At 70.0% G+C, this 23,806-nt stretch carries 22 protein-coding genes; 17 read left to right on the top strand and 5 right to left on the bottom strand.

Going from position 1 to position 23,806, the window contains the following annotated elements:
- The first annotated feature begins 78 nt into the window (after window positions 1–78).
- Both AMYNI_RS0121260 and AMYNI_RS0121255 read left to right on the top strand, forming a co-directional pair.
- Entirely contained in the window at window positions 79–1,419 is a 1,341-nt protein-coding gene (locus AMYNI_RS0121260) for a C4-dicarboxylate transporter DctA (RefSeq protein WP_020670071.1), read from the top strand.
- On the top strand, window positions 1,416–2,111 hold the full coding sequence (locus AMYNI_RS0121255) for a 4'-phosphopantetheinyl transferase family protein (RefSeq protein ID WP_020670070.1): 696 nt from the start codon (window positions 1,416–1,418) through the stop codon (window positions 2,109–2,111). Before AMYNI_RS0121260 ends, AMYNI_RS0121255 begins: the two co-directional genes overlap by 4 nt.
- Before the next feature lie 59 nt (window positions 2,112–2,170).
- Here the strand turns inward: AMYNI_RS0121255 and AMYNI_RS0121250 are convergent, their stop codons facing one another.
- On the bottom strand, window positions 2,171–3,331 hold the full coding sequence (locus AMYNI_RS0121250; RefSeq protein ID WP_020670069.1) for an isochorismate synthase: 1,161 nt from the start codon (window positions 3,329–3,331) through the stop codon (window positions 2,171–2,173).
- Window positions 3,332–3,501: 170 nt separating this feature from the next.
- Complete coding sequence (gene mihF, locus AMYNI_RS0121245) at window positions 3,502–3,813, bottom strand: integration host factor, actinobacterial type (RefSeq protein ID WP_026360732.1); 312 nt, start codon at window positions 3,811–3,813, stop codon at window positions 3,502–3,504.
- Window positions 3,814–4,126: 313 nt separating this feature from the next.
- Between mihF and AMYNI_RS0121240 the strand changes: the two genes are divergently transcribed.
- The 10 genes from AMYNI_RS0121240 to AMYNI_RS0121195 all read left to right on the top strand — a co-directional run bounded on the left by AMYNI_RS0121240 (window position 4,127) and on the right by AMYNI_RS0121195 (window position 15,378).
- Window positions 4,127–5,752 (top strand): long-chain fatty acid--CoA ligase, encoded by a 1,626-nt coding sequence (locus tag AMYNI_RS0121240; RefSeq protein ID WP_026360731.1) that lies wholly within the window; start codon window positions 4,127–4,129, stop codon window positions 5,750–5,752.
- Window positions 5,753–5,851: 99 nt separating this feature from the next.
- A complete protein-coding gene (locus tag AMYNI_RS0121235; protein ID WP_020670066.1) occupies window positions 5,852–7,093 on the top strand; it encodes an ABC transporter substrate-binding protein in 1,242 nt (413 codons plus the stop codon).
- Window positions 7,093–7,992, top strand: coding sequence for a carbohydrate ABC transporter permease (locus AMYNI_RS0121230; protein ID WP_020670065.1), 900 nt, complete (start codon window positions 7,093–7,095; stop codon window positions 7,990–7,992). Before AMYNI_RS0121235 ends, AMYNI_RS0121230 begins: the two co-directional genes overlap by 1 nt.
- Window positions 7,989–8,804 (top strand): carbohydrate ABC transporter permease, encoded by an 816-nt coding sequence (locus AMYNI_RS0121225; RefSeq protein WP_020670064.1) that lies wholly within the window; start codon window positions 7,989–7,991, stop codon window positions 8,802–8,804. Before AMYNI_RS0121230 ends, AMYNI_RS0121225 begins: the two co-directional genes overlap by 4 nt.
- Window positions 8,805–8,977: 173 nt before the next feature.
- Window positions 8,978–10,705 carry a TIGR03767 family metallophosphoesterase gene (locus AMYNI_RS0121220; RefSeq protein WP_020670063.1) on the top strand — a complete coding sequence of 576 codons (1,728 nt, stop codon included), beginning with the start codon at window positions 8,978–8,980 and terminating at the stop codon, window positions 10,703–10,705.
- Window positions 10,706–10,762: 57 nt separating this feature from the next.
- Entirely contained in the window at window positions 10,763–11,164 is a 402-nt protein-coding gene (locus tag AMYNI_RS0121215; protein ID WP_020670062.1) for a PaaI family thioesterase, read from the top strand.
- 79 nt (window positions 11,165–11,243) lie between these two features.
- Window positions 11,244–12,509 (top strand): peptidase C39 family protein, encoded by a 1,266-nt coding sequence (locus AMYNI_RS0121210; protein ID WP_026360730.1) that lies wholly within the window; start codon window positions 11,244–11,246, stop codon window positions 12,507–12,509.
- Window positions 12,510–12,640: 131 nt separating this feature from the next.
- The gene (locus AMYNI_RS0121205; protein WP_020670060.1) at window positions 12,641–13,735 is read left to right on the top strand and encodes an S-(hydroxymethyl)mycothiol dehydrogenase; all 1,095 of its coding nucleotides are present in this window, start codon (window positions 12,641–12,643) and stop codon (window positions 13,733–13,735) included.
- 62 nt (window positions 13,736–13,797) lie between these two features.
- Window positions 13,798–14,343, top strand: a complete 546-nt coding sequence (locus AMYNI_RS0121200) for a hypothetical protein (RefSeq protein WP_020670059.1) — start codon at window positions 13,798–13,800, stop codon at window positions 14,341–14,343.
- Between the two features lie 165 nt (window positions 14,344–14,508).
- On the top strand, window positions 14,509–15,378 hold the full coding sequence (locus tag AMYNI_RS0121195) for a DUF2382 domain-containing protein (protein WP_020670058.1): 870 nt from the start codon (window positions 14,509–14,511) through the stop codon (window positions 15,376–15,378).
- Window positions 15,379–15,429: 51 nt separating this feature from the next.
- Here AMYNI_RS0121195 and AMYNI_RS0121190 read toward each other — a convergent pair whose 3' ends face one another.
- Entirely contained in the window at window positions 15,430–17,088 is a 1,659-nt protein-coding gene (locus tag AMYNI_RS0121190) for an FAD-binding oxidoreductase (protein ID WP_026360729.1), read from the bottom strand.
- 16 nt (window positions 17,089–17,104) lie between these two features.
- On the opposite strand from AMYNI_RS0121190, the gene AMYNI_RS0121185 reads away from it, so the two are divergent.
- The gene (locus tag AMYNI_RS0121185) at window positions 17,105–17,758 is read left to right on the top strand and encodes a TetR/AcrR family transcriptional regulator (RefSeq protein ID WP_020670056.1); all 654 of its coding nucleotides are present in this window, start codon (window positions 17,105–17,107) and stop codon (window positions 17,756–17,758) included.
- Complete coding sequence (locus tag AMYNI_RS0121180) at window positions 17,755–19,302, top strand: glycerol-3-phosphate dehydrogenase/oxidase (RefSeq protein ID WP_020670055.1); 1,548 nt, start codon at window positions 17,755–17,757, stop codon at window positions 19,300–19,302. Before AMYNI_RS0121185 ends, AMYNI_RS0121180 begins: the two co-directional genes overlap by 4 nt.
- 97 nt (window positions 19,303–19,399) lie before the next feature.
- Here AMYNI_RS0121180 and AMYNI_RS0121175 read toward each other — a convergent pair whose 3' ends face one another.
- Window positions 19,400–20,068, bottom strand: a complete 669-nt coding sequence (locus AMYNI_RS0121175; protein WP_020670054.1) for a TetR/AcrR family transcriptional regulator — start codon at window positions 20,066–20,068, stop codon at window positions 19,400–19,402.
- A gap of 94 nt (window positions 20,069–20,162) precedes the next feature.
- Here AMYNI_RS0121175 and AMYNI_RS0121170 point away from each other — a divergent pair, with 94 nt between their 5' ends.
- The 3 genes from AMYNI_RS0121170 (at window position 20,163) to AMYNI_RS0121160 (ending at window position 23,128) form a co-directional block, all read left to right on the top strand.
- On the top strand, window positions 20,163–20,891 hold the full coding sequence (locus AMYNI_RS0121170) for an NAD(P)-dependent oxidoreductase (protein WP_020670053.1): 729 nt from the start codon (window positions 20,163–20,165) through the stop codon (window positions 20,889–20,891).
- A gap of 117 nt (window positions 20,892–21,008) precedes the next feature.
- The gene (locus AMYNI_RS0121165; RefSeq protein ID WP_026360728.1) at window positions 21,009–21,920 is read left to right on the top strand and encodes an ABC transporter ATP-binding protein; all 912 of its coding nucleotides are present in this window, start codon (window positions 21,009–21,011) and stop codon (window positions 21,918–21,920) included.
- Entirely contained in the window at window positions 21,917–23,128 is a 1,212-nt protein-coding gene (locus tag AMYNI_RS0121160) for an ABC transporter permease (protein ID WP_020670051.1), read from the top strand. Before AMYNI_RS0121165 ends, AMYNI_RS0121160 begins: the two co-directional genes overlap by 4 nt.
- Window positions 23,129–23,159: 31 nt before the next feature.
- Here the strand turns inward: AMYNI_RS0121160 and AMYNI_RS0121155 are convergent, their stop codons facing one another.
- The gene (locus AMYNI_RS0121155; protein ID WP_157357430.1) at window positions 23,160–23,771 is read right to left on the bottom strand and encodes a hypothetical protein; all 612 of its coding nucleotides are present in this window, start codon (window positions 23,769–23,771) and stop codon (window positions 23,160–23,162) included.
- Between the last annotated feature and the right edge of the window lie 35 nt (window positions 23,772–23,806).

The following is a 23,806-nucleotide window of genomic DNA, read 5'->3' as shown; positions in this document are numbered from 1 at the left end:
CAAGGGTAACACTCGGGTGTACGGCCAGGCGATCTTCACGTAGGTTTCCCCCGCCACAGCACGCGCCAAGGAGAGTCGATGTCGACACCGGAGTCGTCCGCCCGGCGGCGGGACCGCACCCACTACCTGTACATCGCGGTGATCGCCGCGGTCGCGCTCGGCATCGTGGTCGGGTGGCGGTTCCCGGAGTTCGGCAAGGAGCTGAAGCCGCTGGGCACCGGGTTCGTGAACCTGATCAAGATGATGATCTCGCCGATCATCTTCTGCACCATCGTGCTCGGCATCGGCTCGGTGGCCAAGGCGGCCAAGGTGGGCAAGGTCGGCGGCCTCGCGATCGGCTACTTCCTGGTGATGTCCACCGTCGCGCTGGTGATCGGCCTGGTGGTCGGCAACCTGCTGCACCCCGGCTCCGGGCTGCACATCAGCCAGGACGTGGCGAAGCTGGGCCAGAAACAGGTCGGCGAGGCGGAGAACACCACCGAGTTCCTGCTCGGCATCATCCCGGAAAGCCTGGTCTCCGCGTTCACCGAAGGCTCGGTGCTGCAAACCCTGCTGGTGGCCTTGCTCGCCGGGTTCGCGGTGCAGAAGCTCGGCTCCAGGGGCGAGCCGATCCGGCGCGGGGTCGAGCACATCCAGCGGCTGGTGTTCCGGATACTGGCGATGATCATGTGGGCCGCCCCGGTCGGCGCGTTCGGCGCGATCGCCGCGGTGGTCGGCGAGACCGGCTGGAAGGCGCTGCAAAGCCTGGCCGTGATCATGATCGGCTTCTACCTCACCTGCGCACTCTTCGTCTTCGTCGTACTCGGCGCGATGACCTGGTTGTTCGCCCGCGTCAACCTGTTCCGCCTGCTGCGCTACCTCGGCCGCGAGTTCCTGCTGATCCTGTCCACCTCCTCCTCGGAGACCGCGCTGCCGCGGCTGATCGCGAAGATGGAGCACCTCGGGGTGAGCAAGCCGGTGGTCGGCATCACGGTGCCCACCGGCTACTCGTTCAACCTGGACGGCACCGCGATCTACCTGACCATGGCGTCCATCTTCATCGCCGAGGCGATGGACAAACCGCTGTCCATCGGGGAGCAGATCGCGCTGCTGGTCTTCATGATCATCGCGTCCAAGGGTGCCGCCGGGGTGACCGGCGCCGGGCTGGCCACCCTGGCCGGCGGGCTGCAGTCGCACCGGCCGGAGCTGGTGGACGGTGTCGGGTTCATCGTCGGCATCGACCGGTTCATGTCCGAGGCGAGGGCGCTGACCAACTTCGCCGGCAACTCGGTGGCCACCGTGCTGATCGGCACCTGGACCGGTGAGCTGGACCGGGCGCAGTTGGACAGGGTGCTTTCCGGGCAGGACCCGTTCGACGAAAAGACGCTCATCGAGGATCATGCGGGTAAGGACACAGAGGGGGCGGAGAAGTCCACGTGATCGAGTGCGCGGTGTGGTGGGCGACCCCGCTGCCCAACGAAGCGAGCCATTTGAGCCTGCTGGACCCGCTGGAGCAGGGCCGGCACGGCAACTACCGGCAGGAGATCGACCAGCGCCGGTTCCTGACCGGCCGGGTGCTGGCCAAGACGGTGGTCGGTGAGCTGCTCGGCCTCGCCCCCGGCGAGGTCGAGTTCGACGCCACCTGCGCCGACTGCGGCAAACCGCACGGGCCGCCCAGGGTGACCGGCGCGTCGGTCACGTTCTCCATCTCCCACTCCGGGGACCGGATCGGGCTGGCCATGGCCGACGGCGTGCCGGTCGGGCTGGACGTCGAGACGGCCACCCGGCGAGCGGACGACTCGCTGATCTCCTACGCGCTGAGCGAGGCCGAGGCGGCCGCGCTGGCCGGGCTCGAGCCGGCGGCGAAGTCGACCGCCTTCTTCACCTACTGGACCCGCAAGGAAGCGCTGATGAAGGCCACCGGGCGGGGGCTGAAGATCCCGCTGCAGGGCATCACGCTGTCCCCTCCCGGCGAGCCGGCCCGGCTGCTCGAGTCCACCGACCCGGCGCTCGACCCGGCCAACGCCCGGCTCACCGACCTCGACCCCGGCGACGGCTACCGCGCCGCGGTCGCCCTGCTCACCGACGCCGAACCCAAGGTCACCGAACGCTGGTGGACCCCACCCTCCTAAACGGCAAATAGCCGGCTTTTCGCCCTTCGCAAGGGCAAAAAGCCGGCTATTTGCGCAGTTCAGAGGTCGAGGGAAAGGCCCATGGCGCGGAGCAGGGTCTGGAACTTCGCGGAGGTCTCGTCGAGCTCGGCCAGCGGATCCGACGCGGGCACGATGCCGCCGCCGGCGTAGAGCCGCAGCGAGCGGTCGGCCACCTCTGCGCAGCGGATCGCGACCGCCCACTCACCGTCACCGTCCGCGTCCACCCAGCCGACCGCGCCGGCGTAGTAGCCGCGATCGAACGGCTCCAGCTCGGCCACCAGCCGGCGCGCCGGCTCGGTCGGGGTGCCGCAGACCGCCGGGGTCGGGTGCAGGGCGGCGGCCAGCCGCAGCGCGCTGACCTCGCGGTCCACCAGCTCGCCGGTGATCGTGGTGCCCAGATGCCACATGGTCGGCGTGCCCACCAGCGCCGGTTCGGCCGGCACGTCCAGCCGGCGGCAGAACGGCCGCAGGGTCTCCACCACGGCCTCGGTGAGCACCTTGTGCTCGACGTGGTCCTTGCCGGAGGCGAGCAGCGCCGCACCGTTCGCCCTGTCCACGACGGGGTCGGCCGAGCGCGGCATCGACCCGGCGTGCGGATGGGAGACGACGCGGTCGCCCTGGCGGGCGAGCAGCAGCTCGGGGCTGGCACCGACCAGGGTCCGGCCGCCGGGCAGGCCGGCGGCGTAGGTGTAGCCGCGGGGGTTGTCCCGGACCAGGTTGTGCAGGATCGCCGCGGCCGGTACCGGCTCGGCGAACCGCAGGTCGAGCGCGCGGGCGAGGACCACTTTGCGCAGGTCGCCGTCGGCCAGCTCGGCCAGCGCGCGGGAGACCGCGGCCGCGTGCCCGGCCGGTTCCGGCACCGGGCGGACCGATACCGGCGTGCCGATCTCCACACTGGACAGCGCCGCAAAAGCGGGATGGGCCGGGCCCGCGATGCGCAGCGCCGCCGGCACCACGACCCGGCCGGGGGTGGTGCTGCCGGCACCGGTGTCGAAGGGAAGGACGCCGACCGCGATCGGCGTGGCCGACTCGGCGAGGGCCGCGGAAACCCGTTCCGCGAGCCGCACCGGGTCGGTGTCGGTCACCGCCTGCCGGACGGATCTGCCCAGCACGGTGCGGTGTCCGGTGGCGAGCAGGAAATCTCCCGGCGAGTACTCGCCGACCAGTCGCGCCGACCTGGTCGTCGTGTCCTCTCGCATCACCGTCAAGGACTTCAGCTCCTTCGCACGTCCGCCGCAGCGTCCATCGTCCGTCCGTTGAGGACGGATTACCCGTGACGGTGACGCGGCTCGCTAGAGGAGCGGTCGTGAGTGGAAAGCGCTACCGGGGCAACACTTTCCACTCACGACGTCTGACCTGCGGAAATGGTTTACTTCAGTGCCGCGATCAGCGCTTCGCGCTGGCGGTCGCCAAGACCGGCCGCACGCCGGTCCGGGTCGATTCCGGCCTCCTCCAGCAGCGCGGCGACCTTGACCGCGCCAAGACCGGGGACCGCCTTGAGCAGCTGCGGAACCTTGGTCTTGCCGATGGTCTTGTCTTCCTTGGCCTTCTTGAGCACCTCACCGATGCTCACCTTGCCGGCCTTGATCGATGCGAGCAGCTCGGAGCGGGCCTTGCGAGCCTCGGCCGCCTTGGCCAAAGCGTCAGCGCGCTGCTCCGGAGTCAACGTGGGCAGAGCCAACGTATTAGTCCTTCCTTCTCAGGGTGTCCCGCTGTCGCGGCGACGGCCCGGTCCCCAGGTGCTTGCAACTGCAAGCGCTGGCCAGGCCATCTCATACCACGGGCCCAGTAAACGCCACCCGATGCACGACCGTGACACCGACACGCACTTAGTACCCGGTAGGGCGGTTCTGGGCAACCGGCCTAACCCTTGTCGGCGGGCCCAGATGGGCCCGGTAACGGTTGTGCTTTCTGCACATGCCGGAGGCAGTCAAGCCGGTTTAGAGTCGCCCCTAACGCGGTTCACAGTCGAACTAACCCCAGCGGGAGTAACGATGTTGAGCACGATGCAGGACGGCGAGCTGTCACTGGCGAAACTGCTGCAGCACGGGACTACCGTGCACTCGGCCAGCGAGGTGGTGACCTGGACCGACGGCGGCGCCAGGCGGGAAACCTTCGGCGAAGTCGGCAGGCACGCGGCGCGACTGGCGAACGCGCTGCGTGGTCTCGGCATCACCGGCGATCAGCGCGTCGGCACCTTCATGTGGAACAACGCCGAGCACTTCGCCGCCTACGTGGCCATCCCGGCAATGGGCGCCGTGCTGCACACTCTGAACATCCGACTCTTCCCGGACCAGCTGGTCTACGTGGCCAACCACGCCGAGGACCAGGTCGTGATCGTGGACGGCACGCTGGTCCCGCTGCTGGCCCAGCAGCTGCCCAGGCTGAAAACGGTGCGCCACGTGATCGTGGCCAACGGTGACGCCGGCTCGCTCCAGGCGCCGGAGGGCGTGCAGGTGCACTCCTACGACGAGCTGCTGGCCGGGCAGCCGGACACCTTCGACTGGCCCGTGGTGGACGAGCGCTCGGCGGCCGCGATGTGTTACACGTCGGGCACCACGGGTGACCCCAAGGGGGTCTCGTACTCGCACCGGTCGATCTGGCTGCACTCGATGCAGGTCTGCATGAGCGACAGCATGCAGCTCGCCCAGCACGACAAGGCGCTGGCCATCGTGCCGATGTTCCACGCGATGTCCTGGGGCCTGCCCTACGCCGCGCTGATGGTGGGCGCGTCGCTGGTGATGCCGGACCGGTTCCTCCAGCCCGGCCCGATCGCGCAGATCCTCGAAGCGGAGAAGCCGACCTTCGCGGCCGCGGTGCCGACCATCTGGCAGGGCCTGCTGCAGCACCTGGAGGCCAACCCGCAGGACATCTCCCACCTGCGCGAGGTGGTGGTGGGCGGCTCGGCCGCGCCGCCGTCGATGATGCACGCCTACCAGGAGAAGTACGACGTCCCGGTGCTGCACGCCTGGGGCATGACCGAGACCTCGCCGCTGGGCAGCGTGGCCCGGCCGCCGGTCTCCGCGACCGGCGCGGACGCCTGGGCCTACCGCTACACCCAGGGCCGGTTCCCGGCTTCGGTGCACGCCAGGCTGGTCACCGACGACGGCGGGGTGGCGCCGTGGGACGGCGAGAGCGTCGGCGAGCTCGAGGTGCAGGGCCCGTGGATCGCCGGCGCCTACTACGGCGACGACGTGGACCCGGAGAAGTTCCACGACGGCTGGCTGCGCACCGGTGACGTTGGCAAGATCAGCCCGGACGGCTTCCTCACCCTGACCGACCGGGCCAAGGACGTGATCAAGTCCGGTGGCGAGTGGATCTCCTCGGTGGACCTGGAGAACCAGGTGATGGCTCATCCGGCGGTGGCGGAGGCCGCGGTGATCGGCGTGCCGGACGAAAAGTGGGACGAGCGCCCGCTGGTCGCCGTCGTGGTCAAGGAGGGACAGCAGGTCACCGTGGAGCAGCTTCGCGACTTCTTGCAGGACAAGGTCGCGAAGTGGCAGCTGCCGGAGAACTGGACCTTCGTCGACGAGGTGCCCAAGACCAGCGTCGGCAAGTTCGACAAGAAGCGGCTGCGCGCGTTCCATTCGGAGGGAAAACTCGACATCAGCCGCCTCTGACCCGACAATCCCTGACACGTACTGTGCAGCGAAGGCCACCTTGCCTGCGCTCAATGCAGGCAAGGTGGCCTTCGCTGCGGTCAGCAGGAGGGGGCGCAGATGGGGGTGACTAGCAGGCGCGGGTTCCTCGGGTTGGCCGGGGCCGCGCTGCTGGCCGGCTGCGGGTCGAACACCGGGCGCGAGCCCGCGCAGGCCGGCGGGCTCCAGCAGTGGTACCACGCGTACGGCGAGGACGGCGTGCAGGAGGCCGTGCGCCGCTATGCCGCCGCCTACGGCAAGACCAAAGTGGACGTTCAGTGGAACCCGGGCGACTACGACTCGAAGATCCTCACCGCACTGCAGAACAGCGCGGTGCCGGACGTGTTCGAGGCACAGGTGAAGATCGACTGGGTGCGCCAGGGCCAGGTGGTCGGACTGGACGGGGTGATCGCACCGGCGAGGGCTGACTTCAGCCCGGCGGTGCTGGCCGCGCAGACGGTGGAAGGGCAGGTCTACGGCATCCCGCAGGCCGCGGACACCCAGGTGCTCTGCTACCGCAAGAGCATGCTGGAGGCGGCCGGAGTCACCCCGCCGCAGACCGTGGACGAGCTGATCGACGCGGCGAACCGGCTCACCAGGGACGGGGTCAAGGGCCTGTTCGTCGGCAACGACGGCGGGGCCGGTGTGCTCGCCGGGCCGCTGCTGTGGTCGGCGGGCCTGGACTACCTCACCGAAGGCAACCGCAAGGCCGGGTTCGACGATCCCCGCGCCGCCACCGCCTTCGCCAAGCTCCGCACGCTCAACACCGGCGGCTCGCTGCTGCTCGGCGCCCCGGCCGACTGGTCCGACCCGGCCGCGTTCACCGATGGGCTGGTCGCCATGCAGTGGACCGGGCTGTGGAACGTGCCGAAGATCCGCGCCGCGATCGGCGAGGACTTCGGCGTGCTGCCGTTCCCGAAGCTGGACGACTCCGGCGCCCCGTCGGTGCCGGTGGGCGCATACGGCGCGATGATCAACGGCAAGAGCGGCAACATCGACGCGGCCAAGGACTACATCCGGTGGCTGTGGATCGAGCAGACCGACTACCAGCTCGAGTTCGCCACCAAGTTCGGCTTCCACCTCCCGGCCCGCAGGAGCCTGGTGGACCGCGCGGACGCGCTGAAGACCGGCCCCGCGGCGGAGGCGGCCGGGTTCGTCGAGAAGCACAGCCACCTCGTCGGCGGTCCGGTGTGGACGGCCCCGTGCAACACCGCGCTCTCCGACGCGCTGGCCAGGATCGCCAAGGAGGGCGCGGATCCGGCGGTGGAGACCCGCAAGGCGCTGGAGACGACCAAGGCCGAGCTGAAGCGCCTGTTCGGCTGATGCCAGGCCGGACCCGCCGGGACACGCTAGCGTTCTGGCTCTTCGTCGGGCCGTTCCTGGCCGGGCTGGCGATCTTCGCCTATCTGCCGATCGGCTGGAGCACGTTCCTCAGTTTCTTCGACGCACGCAACACGGTCACGCCGACCCGGTTCGTCGGGCTGGAGAACTACGTCGCGATGCTGGGCAACGAGGCGTTCCTGGCCAGCCTCGGCACGTTCAGCCTGTTCGCGCTGCTGATCGTGCCGGTCACCTTCGTGCTTTCGCTGGCACTGGCGCTCGGCGTGAACCAGCTGCGGTTCGCCCGCGCGTTCTTCCGCTCGGTGTTCTTCCTGCCGTTCGCGTGTTCCTACGTGGTGGCTTCGCTGGTGTGGAAGACGTCGCTGTTCTCCGGGGTGCGCTACGGGCTGGCGAACAGCCTGCTCGGCCTGTTCGGCATCGACCCGGTGGCCTGGACCGGCACCGCGGACCCACCGCTGTACTGGGTGGTGCTGGTGACCGCAAGGCTGTGGCTGCAGCTCGGCTTCTACATGATCCTGTTCATCGCCGCGCTGCAACGAATTCCCGGGCAGCTCTACGAGGCGGCGGCGATCGACGGCGCGAAACCGGGCTGGCAGGTGTTCCGGTACATCACGCTGCCGCAGCTGCGGGCCACCTCGATCGCGGTGCTGCTGCTCCTGCTGATCAACGCGTACCAGGCTTTCGACGAGTTCTACAACATCCTCGGCGACTCGGACGGCTATCCGCCGTACGCCAGGCCACCGCTGGTCTACCTCTACTACACGTCGCTGGGCTCCGGCGGCCAGGACCTCGGCCGCGGCAGTGCCGGCGCGGTGATCCTGGCCCTGCTGATCACCGTGGTGACCCTGTTCCACGGCAGGCTCTTCCGGGAGCGGCGATGAGGGCCGCGCTGCGCTGGACGGCACTGGTGATCGCCGCGGTGCTGTTCCTGCTGCCGTTCTACCTGTTGCTGCGCAACGGACTCGCCACCCGCGAAGAGATCACCGCGCCCGGCTGGACGCTGTTCCCGAGCGGGCTGCACTGGGAGAACGTGACGGAACTGTTCACCGCCTCGGACGTGCCGTTCGCGCGAAGCCTGCTGAACTCCGCGGTGGTGGCGACCCTGCAGACCGCCGGGCAGCTGCTGCTGTGCTCGCTGGCCGGCTACGGCATGGCCAAGATCCCGTACCGGCATTCGAACAAGGTGCTCTACAGCGTGCTGGCCACGCTGATGATCCCCACGTCGGTGACCTTCGTGCCGAGTTTCGTGGTGGTCTCCAGCCTCGGCTGGATCTCCGACCTGCGCGGGCTGATCATCCCCGGCCTGTTCAGCGCGTTCAGCGCCTTCCTGTTCCGGCAGTACTTCCTGGACTTCCCGAAGGAGCTGGAGGACGCGGGCCGGATCGACGGGTTGAGCCGGTGGGGCGTGTTCTGGCGGATCGTGGTGCCGAACTCGACCGGCTTCTTCGCGGCGATCGCGGTGATCAACTTCATCGGCGGCTGGAACGCGTTCCTCTGGCCGCTGATCATCGCCCAGGACTCCTCGTCCTGGACCGTGCAGGTCGCCCTGTCCGGGCTGCTGACCGCGCAGAACCCGAAGATCAACCTGCTGTTCCTGGCGGCCGCGATCTCCATCCTGCCGATCGTGGTGATCTTCGTGCTCCTGCAGCGCTATCTCGTCCGCGGCGTCGCCGAAACCGGCATCAAAGGCTGATCGCTGTCCGTGAAGGGCACCTTGCCTACCTTCAAGGTAGGGAAGGTGCCCTTCACGGACTAGGCCGAACGTGACAAGTTTTCGTGTTTGGGTTTCCGCGGGTTCATCGCGCGGTTAACCTCATGCGGCATCGTGCACACGGTCTGGGCGGAAACCGAGGGCGGAGGAGCGAAATGGCCGAGTTGACCCGAAGAAGGTTCGCCGTCTCGGCCGGAGCGGGCGGGCTCGGCCTGCTGCTGTGCACCCCGGTCGCGAGTGCGGTGGACCGCGCCCTGCGGAGCACCGCGGGCCGCGCGGTCGCCACCGCGGGCACCACGCTGGAAGCCGCCGCCGCCCCGGTCACCGCCGGTCCCGCGTACACCCGCCTCACCGCCGGCCCCGGCTGGCCGCTGGCGGTACGCGAAGACCTCGCCCCGGCGAGCGGAGGCCGTGACGACCGGCGCACCGCGCTCGCCTCCTTCGTGCAGTTCACCGACCTGCATTTCACCGACGCGGAGAGCCCGGCCCGCTTCGAGTACCTGCATCAGCTGGTCGGCTCGGCGCACCGGCCGCAGGAGACCCTCGGCCCGGTGGCGACCACCGCACTGGTCCGCCGGGTGAACAGCCTGCCCGGCGGCCCGTTCACCGGCCGCCCGTTCGACTTCATGGTCACCACCGGCGACAACACGGACAATCACGAGCACCTGGAGCTGGACTGGTTCCTCGGCGTGCTCAACGGCGGCCGGGTGCGGCCGGTCTCCGGCGACCCGGACCGCCACGAAGGCGTGCAGGACTCCGGTTCGGCGCAGTACTGGAACCCCGGCAAGCGCCTCGACGACCCGTACACGCAGAAGGGCTTCCCGCAGCTGCCCGAGCTGCTCGCCATGGCGAGCGGCGAGTTCACCTCACCCGGCCTGGACATCCCGTGGTACTGCACCTTCGGCAACCACGACGACAGCATCGTCGGCACGGTGCCGGACCTGCCGGGCACGGACCTCTGGTACACCAGCCGGTTCAAGGTGATCGGCAAGGACGAGAGCAGCAGCCGCAAGCTCGCCGCCGCGATCAACACCCCTGGCCGGACCGTGCCGCTGGCCGAGCTGTTCGGCGGCACCGGCACGATCCGGGAAGTGACTCCGGACCAGCGCCGCAAACCGTTCAGCACGGCCGAGTTCGTCCAGGCGCACCTGGACACCGCGAACACCGGTCCCGGCCCGGAAGGACACGGGTTCACCGGCAACAACGCGGACGGCATCGACGTCTACTACACGTTCCGGATCGCCCCCGGCATCACCGGGATCAGCCTGGACACCACCACGCTCGGCGGGTTCGCGGACGGTTCGATCGGGCTCGGCCAGTTCAGCTGGGTGGAGCAGACCCTGCGCCGGAGCAGCTCGGTCTACTACGACTTCTTCGGCCGCAAGCGCACCCAACAGGTGACCGACGAGCTGTTCATCCTGTTCAGCCACCACACCAGCGGCTCGATGGGCAACCTGCTGCCGGACATCAGGCACCTGCTGGAGCCTCGGCTGGACGGGAAGACCTTCACCGGCCTGCTCAACCGCTTCCCGAACGTGCTGGCCTGGGTGAACGGGCACACCCACCTGAACAAGATCGTCCCGCATCACGGCGACACCCCGGCGCAGGGCTTCTGGGAGATCAACACCGCGTCGCACATCGACTTCCCCCAGCACGCCAGGGTGATCGAGGTGGCCGACAACGCGGACGGCACGCTTTCGCTGTTCACCACCCTGGTCGAAGCCGAGTCGCCGTACGCCGCGGACTACGCGGACGGCTCGCCGCAAGCGCTTGCGTCCCTGTACCGGGAGCTTTCCTACAACGACCTCCACGTGAACCTCGGCCGCGTTGGTGCCACCGCCGACCGCAACACCGAGCTGCTCATCCCCAACCCCCTCGGCTGAGCCCGTTACCTCCGAGGTAATGGGGCTTGGGCCCGCCGCGGTGCTAGAAAGATCGGCATGACCGACAGCACCGACGCCGCAGCCCTGTTCCGAACCATGCCGTTCGCCGACGTGCTCGGCATCGAGGGCCTGGAGCATTCCGCCGCACTGGTGCGGGCGCGGCTCGGCTGGCAGGAGTCGCTGTGCACGCTCGGTGGCGGGCTGCACGGCGGCGCGCTGATGGCGCTGGCCGACAGCACCGGCGCGGTGTGCGCCTTCCTGAACCTGCCCGAAGGCGCGGCCGGGACCACCACCATCGAGTCGAAGACCAACTTCCTGCGCGCCGTCCGCGACGGCCACGCCACCGCCTCCTCGCGGCCGCTGCACGCCGGGCGCAAGGTGATCGTGGTGGAGACCGAGATCCACGACGAGGCCGGCAAGCTGGTCGCGAAGGTGACGCAGAGCCAGGCCGTGCTGTAACCGTTTAGGTTCCGGTCAGTGGTTTACACCACCGCGCGGACGAGCAAAAATCCTTGACAGCCGAGGGTTGGAGTTCGAGATGCGCACAGGCCGCTTGCTCACCGTGTTCGTCGCCGTGATGATGGCGACCATGACCGCGCAGGTGGCCGAGGCAGGGGGGTCTCCGGCCATGGCCGAAGACGAAGCGGTCGACTATCACCAGTGGGCCTCGGCCCAGGAGTTCGCCACCGGCACCGCGGCCGGCACCGCGGCGGACGGCAGCGGGCTCCGGATCGACAAGCCGATCGGCGTGATCGAACGCAAGGAACCCAAACTCGGCACCACCCGGAGCTACGAGTACGCCCAGTGGACCTCCCCCGGCTACCGGCACGGGTTCGGGGCAACCGAGCTGATCGCGTCCTGGAACGCGAACACGCCGGAACGGACCTGGCTGCAGGTCGAGGCCAAGGGCGCCACCACCAGCGGTGAGCAGACCGCCTGGTACGTGCTCGGCCAGTGGGCGCACGGGGACACCGACATCCTGCGCACCAGCGTGCCGGGGCAGAGCGACCAGCACGCCGAGGTCAGCGTGGACACCCTGGCCACCAAGGCCAGCGTCACCCTGGACTCCTACCAGCTGCGGGTGAGCCTCTACCGCGAGGCCGGCAGCGGCGCCACCCCGGTGCTCGGCTCGGTCGGCGCGATGGCATCCCAGGTGCCGGACCGGTTCGAGGTGGCCACCTCCAAGCCGGGCAAGGCGTCCGGGGTCGAGCTGCCGGTGCCGCGGCACGCCCAGAACCTCCACAAAGGACAGTTCCCGGAGTACGGTGGCGGTGGCGAAAACTGGTGCAGCCCCACCTCCACCGCGATGGTGGCCGAGTACTGGGGCAAGGGACCGAGCCAGGCGGACATGTCCTGGATCCCGGCCGGTTACGTGGACCCCAGTGTCGCCTACGCGGCCCGCTACACCTTCGACTACGACTACGACGGCACCGGGAACTGGCCGTTCAACACCGCCTACACCGCGCGGTACGGCCTGCACGGGCACATCACCAGGCTGCACTCGCTGACCGAGCTGGAGGACTACGTCGCCCGCGGCATCCCGGTGATCACCTCGCAGTCCTTCCTCGCCAGCGAGTTGGACGGGGCCGGCTACGGCACCGCCGGGCACATCATGGTGGTGGTCGGCTTCACCGCCGAAGGCGACGTGATCGCGAACGACCCGGCTGCGAACAGCAACGACCGGGTGCGCAATGTCTACCAGCGCGACCAGTTCGAAACGATCTGGCAGCGCACCAAGCGGTACACCGCGGACGGCAAGGTGGCCAGCGGCCCCGGCGGGATCGCCTACATCATCACCCCCTGACCCTCTCCCCTTCTCCTCCTCTCGACGCAGCGAAGGCCACCTTGCCTGCGTTGAACGCAGGCAAGGTGGCCTTCGCTGCATTTCATGGCAAGCTGCTAATAGGTGATGGCTGGCAGGAAGGGTGAACGCGGATGCCGCACGAAGTACAGGGAGTCGTGTCCCTAGCCAAGGGTGCGCCGGTCGAGCTGCGGACGGTGCTCGTGCCCGACCCCGGCCCCGGCGAGGCGGTCGTCTCGGTGCAGGCTTGCGGGGTCTGCCACACCGACCTGACCTACCGCGAAGGCGGCATCAACGACGAGTTCCCGTTCCTGCTCGGGCACGAGGCGGCCGGCCGGGTGGAGCAGGTCGGCGAAGGGGTCACCGACCTGGAGCCGGGCGACTTCGTGATCCTGAACTGGCGCGCGGTCTGCGGGGTCTGCCGGGCCTGTGCGCGCGGCCGCCCGTGGTACTGCTTCAGCAGTCACAACGCGAGCCAGCCGATGACGCTGGACGACGGCACCGAACTCAGCCCGGCACTGGGCATCGGCGCCTTCCTCGAGAAGACACTCGTCCACAGTGGACAATGCACGAAGGTGAACCCCGATGCCGAGGCCGCGGTGGCCGGTCTGCTCGGCTGCGGGGTGATGGCCGGGCTCGGCGCGGCGATCAACACCGGCGCGGTCGGCCGGGGCGACTCGGTGGCCGTGATCGGCTGCGGCGGGGTCGGCGACGCGGCCATCGCCGGGGCGCGGCTGGCCGGCGCCGGCACCATCGTCGCGGTGGACCAGGACGACCGGAAGCTCCAGTGGGCCGGTGACTTCGGTGCCACGCACACGCTCAACACCAAGGGCATGAGCGAGGACCAGGTGGTCGAAGCGATCCGGGACCTGACCGGCTCCTTCGGCGCCGACGTGGTGATCGACGCGGTGGGCAGGCCGGAAACCTGGCGGCAGGCGTTCTACTCCCGCGACCTGGCCGGCACCGTGGTGCTAGTCGGGGTGCCAACACCGGAGCTGAAACTCGAGCTGCCGATGATCGACTTCTTCTCGCGTGGCGGTTCGCTGAAGTCCTCCTGGTACGGCGACTGCCTGCCGTCCAGGGACTTCCCGATGCTGGTGGACCTGTACCTGCAGGGGCGGCTGCCGCTGGAGAAGTTCGTCACCGAGAAGATCGCGCTCGGCGGGGTCGAGCAGGCCTTCGAGCGGATGCACTCCGGAGACGTACTGCGCAGCGTGGTGGAGTTCTGATCTTCGTCGACGCGGACTATCCGGCCGAGCCCTACCCCGGTGCTCGGCCGGATTGTTCGTTCGTGCACCACGACGGCGCCGGTTATCCGCTGGAAACCGCGCCGGAGGGCTGGCGGACCGAACGGATCCCGGTGCTGGCCTACGGTTCCAACGCCTGCCCGTCGAAGATCACCTGGCTGCGGGAGACCCTCGGCCTGACCGGACCGGTGGTGGTCCTCAGTGCGGAATGCACCGGGCTCGCCGCGGTGTGGGCGGCCGGGCTGCGGGTGCGTGACGGGCAGCGCCCGGCGACGCTCGCCGCTGCGCCCGGGGTGACCGAACGGCACGCGGTCTGGTTCGCCACGCCGGAGCAGCTGCGCGTGCTGGACCGCTGCGAAGGCCGCGGCGACCGTTACCACCTGGCCACCGTGCACACCGGGCAGGTGACCATTGAGGACGGTACGGTGCTGCCGTCGGTACTGGCCTACGCCGGTGCGCGGTCGATCCGGATGCCATTGCTGGTGAACGGCGAGATGGTGCGCACCGCGTCAGTTCCGCAGCACGAAGCCGCGCGATTGCGCGGTGTACCCGCGGATTCCGACGGCCTGAGCCGCACTATCCACACCTGACGGATAACCGTTTTCCGTCCACTTGAAACTGACACGAACTAGCGACGCCCACGTGGGGGGTCAGCGGTTGCCGGGGCTTCGCGCCCAGCGCGATGGTGAAGACGTTCGCCGGCAAACGATCCGTCAACACCAATCGCACCGAAATCGCGAAAGGAAGCGGTAGTCATGACCCGCACGATCCGACCGCAGGATCTGGTCGACAGCACCGTCATGGACTCCCACGGCAGCAAGATCGGCAAGGTGGGCACGGTGTACCTCGCCGACGACACGCACCAGCCGGAATGGGTCACCGTGAAGACCGGCATGTTCGGCCAGAAGGAGAGCTTCGTGCCGCTTTCCGGCGCCGACATGGACAACGAGGGCGTGCACGTGAAGGTGGCCAAGGACCAAGTGTCCGACGCGCCGCGCATCGACGCGGACGGTCACCTGTCGCAGGAGGAGAGCGTCGAGCTCTACAAGTACTACGGGATGCCTTCCCCGAGGTCCGGCCAGCGCGAGGACCGGATGCACTCCGGCGGCCGCGACTCCGGCCAGGCCATGCAGGGCATGCAGGGCGCACCGATGACGGGCCAGGGAATGCAGGCCGCGCAGGGCAAGCACGCCGGGCAGGACACCGGCAAGGACGCTTCGCGGCAGGCCAAGCACACCGGTGACGACGATCAGCGCGAGGCGATGATCCGCTCGGAGGAGCGGCTGAAGGTCGGCACCGAAGAGGTGGAGACCGGGCACGTCCGGCTGCGCAAGTACGTGGTCACCGAGGAGCAGCAGGTGACCGTCCCGGTCAGCCACGAGGAAGTGCGCGTGGAGCGCGAGCCGATCACGGACGCGGACCGCGGCATGCGCGGCGAGATCGGTGAAGCGGAGCAGGACGTTGTGCTGCACGCGGAGAAGCCGGTGGTGCAGAAGGAATCCGTGCCGGTGGAGAAGGTGCGGCTCGGTACCGAGAAGATCACCGAGGAGCAGACCGTCTCCGGCAAGATCCGCAAGGAGCAGATCGACGTCGACGACGACACCAAGCAACGTCGCGACAAGTAACCTTCACCGGGGGTCGTGAGTGGAAAGTGTTGCTGGAGCAACACTTTCCACTCACGACCCCCGCAACAGCTTGCCGGGGTTGAGGATGCCGGTGGGATCGACGGCCTGCTTCGCGGCGGCGAGCACGGCGAGTCCGACCGCACCGATCTCCCTGCCCAGATACGGCGCGTGGTCGACGCCGACCGCGTGGTGGTGCGAGATGGTGCCGAGCGGCCCGCCCTCGCCCCCGGTGATCGCCTCGCAGGCGGCCAGCTTGGCGCGTTCCCACTGCCCGGTCGGGTCGTCGTCCCGCCGGGCCGCGATCGCGGTGAAGTACAGCGAAGCCCCGGTTTCGTAGGCATGCGAGACGTGGCACATCACGATCGGCGAGCCCAGCGACTCCCGCAGCGCGGCGCGCACCGCGTCCCGCAGCTCGCTCAGCTTCGACCAGTGCGCCGCCGTTTCCAGGGTCTCCACGCAGACCCCCTGGTCCAGCAGGGCGTCCCGCTGACGTGGCCCGGAGAACCGGCCGTGCCGCCAGGACTCGCCGAGCGACCGCCCGATCCGCACCGCGCCGGACTTCCGCAGCACCCGCAAGGTTTCCTTACGCCGCAACGAGATTTCGCGCGTTGAGCCGCACTCCCAGCCGAGGATCAGCAGGCACGGTTCGGTGACCCCGCGGGCGCGGAGGTACCCGCGCAGGGCCGCCGTCTTCGGGCCGGCGTTCAGCGCCAGCGAGACCTCGGATTCGTCCACATCGGACAGCCGGGTGACGTCCGCGAGCACGTGGCGCTGGGCCAGTTCGCGCACCGCGGCCGAGCCGCGCTCCCAGCCGTCCAGCACGTAACCCTCGTAGCGGCGGGCCACCGGCACCGGCCGCACCCGCAGCGCGACCTCGGTGATCACGCCGAGCGCGCCCTCGCTGCCGACCGCGAGCTGGCGCAGGTCAGGACCGGCCGCGGACGCGGGTGCCACGCCAAGCCGCCATTCCCCGGCCGGGGTGGCCAGTCGAACCCCGGAAACCATGTCCTCGAACCGGCCGTAACCGGACGAAGCCTGGCCTGCCGATCGGGTGGCGGCGAAACCGCCGATGGTGGCCCGTTCGAAGGACTGCGGGACGTGCCCGAGGGTGAGCCCGTGCGCGGCCAGCAGCCGTTCGGCCTCCGGCGCGCGCACCCCGGCGCCAAGCACCGCGATCCGCGACACCGGGTCCACCGAGACCAGCCGGTCCAGCCGCCGGAGGTCGAGCGCGATCACCGATGCCTTGTCGCCGCGCAGCGCGTTGACCCCGCCGACCACCGAGGTACCGCCACCGAATGGCACAACCGCGACGTTTTGTGCCACGCAGACCTCCAGCACGCGCTGCACCTGCGCGGGGTCGGCCGGCAGCACCACCGCGTCCGGCACCGCGAGCCCGTCCGGCAGCCGCCCGCCGATCGCCCGACGCCGGATCAGGTCGAGATAGGAGAGTCCGCCGCTGCGGCCGAGCCGTTCCTCCCGGTCGGTGAGCACCTGCGTTTCGCCGACCACGGCCGCCAGTTCGGCCCGCGCCCCGGCGCTCAGCCGCGAGTCCGGCACCTTGATCGCCGAGTCCGGAGAAATCGGTGCGGTCGTACCAAGAACCCCGATACGCTCGACCAGCCAGCGCACCGCCCGGTCCGGGAGAGGTGCGGCGGCGCCGCCTTCAGGGGTCCACAACCGACGTAATCGGTGGTCAACGATGTCGCTCACGACTACAGTGTGACATATGAACTCGGAACGTCACACGCTCGCCAGGGCAGCCAGCTCGCTGGCGGACGCCCGCAGCCGCCAGGCCACCAGCCGGGTGGCCGACGACGTGCTGCTCGACGCCGCCCGGCGGTGTGTGCTCGCGGTCGGCGTCCGGCGCACCACCCTCGCCGAGATAGCCAGGACCGCCAAGGTCAGCCGGATGACGCTGTACCGGCGCTTCCCGGACGTGCGCAGCATCCTGGCCGCGCTGATGACCCGCGAGTTCGGCGTCCTGCTCCAGGGGGTCAACGCCGAGGCTGAGGCCGCGCCGACGGCACGCGAGCGGCTGGTGGACAGCGCCGTCGCGGCGATCCGCGCGCTGGCCGCCGACCCGCTGATGCGCACCGTGCTGGACGTGGACGCGGAACTGGTGCTGCCGTATGTGGTGCAGCGGCTCGGCGCGACCCAGCGGTTCGCCGAGCAGGTGATCGAAGCGCTGCTGGCACAGGGCAGGGCGGACGGCTCGATCCGGGAAGGTGAGCCGAAGGCGCAGGCCCGCTCGCTGCTGCTGGTCGTGCAGTCCTTCGCCTTCTCCCTTCGTCCGGCCACAACGGACGTTGACGAGGAGCTGCTGCTCGGCGAGCTGAGGCGGCTGCTCGACGCGGCCCTGCGTCCCGGCGCCGCCTCATGAGCGCCGGTTCGCTGAACGCGGGCCGCCGCACCCGTGAGCTGGACGAGCTCGCCGGCGGCGAGCGGGTCGACCTCGCGGTGATCGGCGGCGGCGTGACCGGTGCCGGCATCGCGCTGGACGCGGCCGCTCGCGGGCTTTCGGTGGTCCTGATCGAACGCCGCGACCTGGCCTTCGGCACTTCGCGCTGGTCGAGCAAGCTGGTGCACGGCGGGCTGCGCTACCTGGCCAAGGGCGATGTGGCGCTGGCGCACGAGAGCGCGGTCGAGCGCGGCATCCTGATGACCAGCACCGCGCCCCACCTGACCAGGGCGCTGCCACAGATATTTCCCTTGTACCGCAACATATCCCGCGGCCAGCAGGCGTTCATCTCGGCCGGGCTGCACGCCGGCGACGCGCTGCGGCGGGCGGCCAGGACCCCCGCCTGGGTGCTGCCGAGACCGCGCACCATCCCGGCCGCCGAAGCGCTCGCGCTCGCCCCGGGGCTGCGCCGACCGGAGCTGCGCGGCGCGCTGCTTTCCTTCGACGGCACGCTGATCGACGACGCCAGGCTGGTGGTGACGCTGGCCAGGACCGCGGCTTCGTTCGGCGCCAGGATCCTGACCAGGCTGGCCGCGACGGCCGTGCACGCGGACCGGGTCGAGGTCACCGACGAGCTGACCGGGCAGCGGCTGGAGATCGCCGCCGGCCAGGTGATCAACGCGACCGGGGTGTGGGCCGGGGAGCTGGTGCCGTCGGTCCGGCTGCGCCCGTCCCGCGGCTCGCATCTGGTGCTTTCCGCGGAGAGCACCGGGCTCGGCGAGTCCTCGGTGCTGGTGCCGGTCCCCGGTGAGCGGAACCGGTTCGTCTTCCTGCTGCCGCAGGCGGACGGCCGGGTCTACGCCGGGCTTACCGACGAGCCCACCGAGGGCGGCATCCCGGACGTGCCGGCGGCGCCGAAGTCCGATGTGGACTTCCTGCTCGAGGTCACTTCCACGGTGCTGCGCCGTCCGCTGACCGAAGCCGACGTGCTGGGCACCTTCGCCGGGCTGCGCCCGCTGATCGAGGTACCCGGCAACGCGCGCAGTGCGGACCTCTCCCGCAAGCACGCGGTGCTGACCGCGGGCAACGGGGTGATCACCGTGGTCGGCGGCAAGCTCACCACCTACCGGAGGATGGCCGCGGACGCGGTGGACGCCGCGGTGTCCGCCGCCGGGCTGCGGGCCGGGCCGTCCGGTACCGCCGCTCTGCCGCTGCTCGGCGCGACCGGCCGCCGCCGGCTCGCGACCGTGGAGGCACCGGCAAGGCTGGTCGCCAAGTACGGCACCGAGGCCCCCAGGGTCGCGGCCATCGGGGAGCTCGACCCGGCGCTGGCCGAGCCGCTGTTCCCCGGCAGCCCGATCACCGCCGCCGAGGTGGTCTGGGCGGTCCGACACGAGGGCGCGCTCGACGTCGAGGACGTGCTGCACCGCCGCACCAGGCTCGGCCTGGTGCCCGCGGACGCGGCCGCCGCCGAACCCCGGGTGCACGACCTCGTCACCCGCGCGCTGGAGGGCGTCACCCTTTGATGGATTCCTGGTAGATGATGTCGTGGATGCCCACGTCAGCCTCCTAGCTGGCCCAGTTTCGAGCGCCCAGAACGTCCATCGTGGATCCTCTTCCGCCCTAGTTCTCGTCGGGGTGCAGCGCGTCGAGGATCAGCGAGAGGCCGAACTCGAACTCGTCGGCGTAGTCGTAGCCCGGCCGCAGGGCGTGCTCGGTGATCAGCTCGGTGAGGTGCGGGTAGGCATCGGCCGGCAGGTCGCGCAGGATGTCGTCGGCGATCTCGTCGAGTTCGGCGGGGCCGGTGAACGGCAGGCTCAGCTCCTGGAGGACGAACCCGTAGAGATAGCTGTCGATCACCGAGAACGCGTGCGCGGCCATTGCGACGGAGAAACCGCCCGCACGCAGGACGCCAAGGACGGCGTCGTGGTGGCGCAGGGTCGCCGGGCCGGGCTGGCTGCGGGAGTCCAGCAGGCCGACCGCCCATGGATGGCGCCGCAGCGCCGCGCGCGACGAGGCGGCACGTTCGCGCATGGCCTCCTTCCAGTCCGGGGCCTGCACTGATTCCGTGCTTGTCGGGAGGTCGATCTCGCCGAACACCGCGTCCACCATCCCGTCGAGGATGGCCTCCCTGCCGGAAACGTGGCTGTACAGCGACATCGCCTCCACGCCCAGCTTCGTGGCGATCGCCCGCATGGTGACCCCGGCGTCGCCCTTCTCGTCGGCCAGCGCCATCGCGGCGGCGACCACCCGCTCCTGACTGAGCGGCGCCCGCTTCGATCCCGCGCGCATTCGTGCTTCCTCCCGCCGCTTGACGAACTTACAGCGTAAGCTTAGCTTGCCTTACAGCGTAAGTCCGATCGGGCACGAGTGGCAGGAGCGGGACATGAGCACGGAACAGTTGCGGAAGGTCTGCGTCATCGGCGCTTCGGGGAAGCTCGGGCAGTACCTGGTCCGGCACGCGCTGGACCGCGGTTACGAAGTCGTCGGCGTGTGCCGGGAACGCAGTGTCGGGAAACTCGACGCGTTCGCGGACCGGATCACGATCGTGCCGGGGCCCACCAACGACCGGGAGGTGATCCGGCAGGCGGTCGCCGGCTGCGATGGCGTGCTGACCGTGCTGGTCCCCTGGCGCGTTCAGCAGTACTCGTCGGGCACGGCGCAGGCGGTGCTCGACTTCGCCGACCCCGGCGCGCGCCTGGCCTTCTCCTGCGGCTGGCACATCACCCGGGACGGCGAAGACCGGTACTCCTGGATGTTCAAGGCCGGCGTCCGGATCGCCACCTGGCTGGCCCGCCTGGTGCGCGCGGCCGAGATCGACGACCAGGTGGAGGCGTGCCGGCGGATCTTCGCCAGCGACCGGCGGTGGACCGTGGTCCGCGGGAGCGACCTCGAAGAGGGCGAGAGCCAGGGACTGCCGGTGTGGAGCCGCCACGTCGGCGACCCGGTCCTCGCGAGCAACCTGACGCGGCGGGTGGACTTCGCACTGTTCATGGTGACGGCCCTCACCGACGACACGCTCGTGCACGAAGCGCCGGCGATCGTCGGGCGCCTCTCGCCCAGCGCACTGGCCCACGCCGGCAAGCCCGTCGAGCCCGCCGGAGACACGCCCTAGCCGCCCGACGACGCGGCCGGACGCGGCGCACTGGCACAATTGTGAAAAGCTTTGCCGGACCGACCACCTTCCCAGCCCGGACCTGGCCCACAGTGCTGCCCGACGAAGGGGAAACCGTTGCCTGACAACGCTTTGGAGATCGACAGCGTATCCAAGAGGTACGGCCGGGTGGTCGCCTTGGACGCGGTGACCTTCGATGTGCGCCCCGGCGAGCTGTTCGGCTTCGTCGGCAGCAACGGGGCAGGCAAGACCACCACCATGCGGATCGCGCTGGGCGTGCTGGCCGCCGACGCCGGCACGGTCCGCTTCGCCGGGCAGCCGATCACCCACCAGACCCGCACGCACATCGGTTACATGCCGGAAGAACGCGGCCTCTACCCGAAGATGAAGGTGCTCGACCAGCTCGTCTACCTTGCAGAGCTGCACGGGCTGACCGCGAACGAGGCGCACAAGAGCGCGGAGGGGTGGATCGCCAGGCTGGGGCTCGGCGAACGCCGCACGGACGAGGTGCAGAAGCTCAGCCTCGGCAACCAGCAGCGGGTGCAGCTGGCCGCCGCGCTGGTGCACGATCCGGCGGTGCTGGTGCTGGACGAGCCGTTCTCCGGGCTCGACCCGCTGGCCGTGGACGTGATGAGCGACGTGCTGCGGGAGAAGGCGGCCACCGGGGTGCCGGTGGTGTTCTCCAGCCACCAGCTCGACCTGGTGGAGCGGCTCTGCGACCGGGTCGGCATCATCCGAAGTGGACAGATGGTGGCGGTGGGCAGCGTGGCCGAGCTGACCGCCGGGGCGGCTGCGCGACTGGTCGTCTCCGCCCCGCAGGCGCCGCCTGGCTGGGCGGCCGGCCTGCCGGGCGCGCGGGTCGTCTCCGAGGGCCAGGGCGGCACCGAACTGGAGCTGGACCCCGGCACCGACGATCAGACCGTGCTGGCCGCCGCGCTGGCCACCGGGCCGGTCGCCGAGTTCAGCAGGCGCAAGCCCTCGCTGACCGAACTGTTCCGCAACGCCGTCTCCGAGGGGAAGAGCTCATGAGCACGCCGATCCGCGAAGCACGGTCGGTCCGGCCGCTGACCGCGGTCCGGCTGGTCGCGCGCCGCGAGCTGAACACCCGGCTGCGCACCAGGTCCTTCGTGATCGGCACCGGGGTGATCCTGGTCGTGCTGGCCGGCTACCTGCTGCTGCAAGCCAGCCTGTTCAGCGGGGCGGACCGGAAGGAAATCGGCCTGTCCGGGCAGACCGCCGCGATCTCGGAGCCGCTCAAGGCCGCGGCCGCCCAGATCGGCGAGGAGGTGGATACCCGGCCGGTGGCCGACGCCGAGCAGGGGCGGCAGCAGGTCGCCGACGGCGAGCTGGACGCGCTGCTCTCCGGCAACACCGCCGACCTGCGGGTGCTGGTGAAGTCCGATCTGGACCAGCAGCTGCGGGCGGTGCTGAACCAGCTGGCCCAGCAGGAGGTGCTCAAGGCGAAGCTCAGCGAGGCCGGTGCGGACCCGGAGCAGGTGCTCGGCGAGGTCGGCGCCACCCAGGTCTCGGTGACCGAGATCCAGCCGCCGGACCCGGAACGCGGGCAGCGGCTGGCGATCGGGCTGATCATGGTCTTCCTGCTGTACATGAGCATCACCACCTACGGCGCGCTGGTCGCGCAGGGCGTGGTCGAGGAGAAGTCGAGCCGGGTGGTGGAGATCCTGCTCTCCACCGTGCGACCGTGGCATCTGCTGCTGGGCAAGGTGATCGGGCTCGGCCTGGTCGGGCTGACCCAGCTGCTCATCCTGGCAGGGGCCGGGCTGCTGATGAGCACGGCCACCGGGGTGCTCACCCTGTCCGGGGTGGCCACCGAGACGCTGCTCTGGGGCCTGCTCTGGTATCTGCTCGGTTTCTTCCTCTACGCCACCATTTTCGCCGCGGCCGGATCGCTGGTGTCACGGCAGGAGGACGCGCAGTCGGTGGTGACCCCGGTGTCGATGGTGCTGGTGATCGGCTTCGTGGTCGGCCTGAACCTGCTGCTGCAGGACCCGGAGAGCACCGCGAGCGCCGTGCTGTCGATGATCCCGCTGCTCTCACCGGTGCTGATGCCGGGCCGGATCGCCGCCGGGGTGGCGGCCGGCTGGGAGATCGGGCTGGCCGTGCTGCTCACCGCGGCCACCGCGGCGCTGTTCACCTGGCTCGGCGGCAAGGTCTACCAGAACGCCGTGCTGCGCACCGGTTCCCGCATCCGCCTCACCGACGCCCTCCGCGGCTGAAGGGCACCTGGCTCACGGCCGGGTCCAACGGTCAGTACCGGCAATCCGGGTCCGCGGCGTAGACCGGGCCAAGCGTGCTGTGGGATGTGATCGCGGTCTTGCCGTCGTCGACCGCGGACAGCACGCTGCCGGCCACCTCCGAGAACGCCGGAACGTACCGGTTGACGTTCGTCGTGGGCAGCGCCTTGATCCGCTCCTCCGCCGCGGCGAACGCCTGGTTCAGCCGCTGGTAGACGTCGAGGAGATAGGTACGCGCGGCTTCCCCGACCGGATCCGCCGCGGTGGTCGAGGCGAGCCGGCCGGCACTGTCGGTCATCCACGCGTGCAGGCCGGAGCTCACGGTGCTGTACAGCACCTCGCTGTCCCCTGCCAGGTCGCCTGCGGTCAGCTGGGGCGCCTTCGCCTCGATCGTGGCCTTCAGCACCGAGATGTACTGCGCCGCGTCCATCGGAGTCTTCCCGCAGAACTGCCGGACCCATTGCCCCGGACCGGAACCGCCGGCGGTCGTCGACTGGACGGCCGCCGTCGTGGCCGTGGACGCGGCCGATACCGAAGGGGCGGCGGGTGGGCCTCCGCAAGCGGCCATCGCCAGCGCGGTCAGTCCGGTGCAGCAGGCCAGGCCCGCTCGTGGAAAGGTCGGCATGCAGGCGAGGCTAGGTGCGCGGCGCGGGACCGGTC

The sequence above is a fragment of the Amycolatopsis nigrescens CSC17Ta-90 genome (assembly GCF_000384315.1).
GTDB classification, from domain to species: domain Bacteria; phylum Actinomycetota; class Actinomycetes; order Mycobacteriales; family Pseudonocardiaceae; genus Amycolatopsis; species Amycolatopsis nigrescens.
The sequence above is the reverse complement of the archived record's forward strand: the minus strand, read 5'-3'. Positions and strand labels throughout refer to the sequence as shown.

Coding starts and splice junctions, on each gene's coding strand:
- AMYNI_RS0121260 (WP_020670071.1), top strand. CDS start 79: ATGTCGACACCGGAGTCGTCCGCCCGGCGGCGGGACCGCACCCACTAC.
- AMYNI_RS0121250 (WP_020670069.1), bottom strand. CDS start 3,331: ATGCGAGAGGACACGACGACCAGGTCGGCGCGACTGGTCGGCGAGTAC.
- AMYNI_RS0121240 (WP_026360731.1), top strand. CDS start 4,127: ATGTTGAGCACGATGCAGGACGGCGAGCTGTCACTGGCGAAACTGCTG.
- AMYNI_RS0121235 (WP_020670066.1), top strand. CDS start 5,852: ATGGGGGTGACTAGCAGGCGCGGGTTCCTCGGGTTGGCCGGGGCCGCG.
- AMYNI_RS0121230 (WP_020670065.1), top strand. CDS start 7,093: ATGCCAGGCCGGACCCGCCGGGACACGCTAGCGTTCTGGCTCTTCGTC.
- AMYNI_RS0121225 (WP_020670064.1), top strand. CDS start 7,989: ATGAGGGCCGCGCTGCGCTGGACGGCACTGGTGATCGCCGCGGTGCTG.
- AMYNI_RS0121220 (WP_020670063.1), top strand. CDS start 8,978: ATGGCCGAGTTGACCCGAAGAAGGTTCGCCGTCTCGGCCGGAGCGGGC.
- AMYNI_RS0121215 (WP_020670062.1), top strand. CDS start 10,763: ATGACCGACAGCACCGACGCCGCAGCCCTGTTCCGAACCATGCCGTTC.
- AMYNI_RS0121210 (WP_026360730.1), top strand. CDS start 11,244: ATGCGCACAGGCCGCTTGCTCACCGTGTTCGTCGCCGTGATGATGGCG.
- AMYNI_RS0121205 (WP_020670060.1), top strand. CDS start 12,641: ATGCCGCACGAAGTACAGGGAGTCGTGTCCCTAGCCAAGGGTGCGCCG.
- AMYNI_RS0121195 (WP_020670058.1), top strand. CDS start 14,509: ATGACCCGCACGATCCGACCGCAGGATCTGGTCGACAGCACCGTCATG.
- AMYNI_RS0121185 (WP_020670056.1), top strand. CDS start 17,105: ATGAACTCGGAACGTCACACGCTCGCCAGGGCAGCCAGCTCGCTGGCG.
- AMYNI_RS0121180 (WP_020670055.1), top strand. CDS start 17,755: ATGAGCGCCGGTTCGCTGAACGCGGGCCGCCGCACCCGTGAGCTGGAC.
- AMYNI_RS0121175 (WP_020670054.1), bottom strand. CDS start 20,068: ATGCGCGCGGGATCGAAGCGGGCGCCGCTCAGTCAGGAGCGGGTGGTC.
- AMYNI_RS0121170 (WP_020670053.1), top strand. CDS start 20,163: ATGAGCACGGAACAGTTGCGGAAGGTCTGCGTCATCGGCGCTTCGGGG.
- AMYNI_RS0121160 (WP_020670051.1), top strand. CDS start 21,917: ATGAGCACGCCGATCCGCGAAGCACGGTCGGTCCGGCCGCTGACCGCG.
- AMYNI_RS0121155 (WP_157357430.1), bottom strand. CDS start 23,771: ATGCCGACCTTTCCACGAGCGGGCCTGGCCTGCTGCACCGGACTGACC.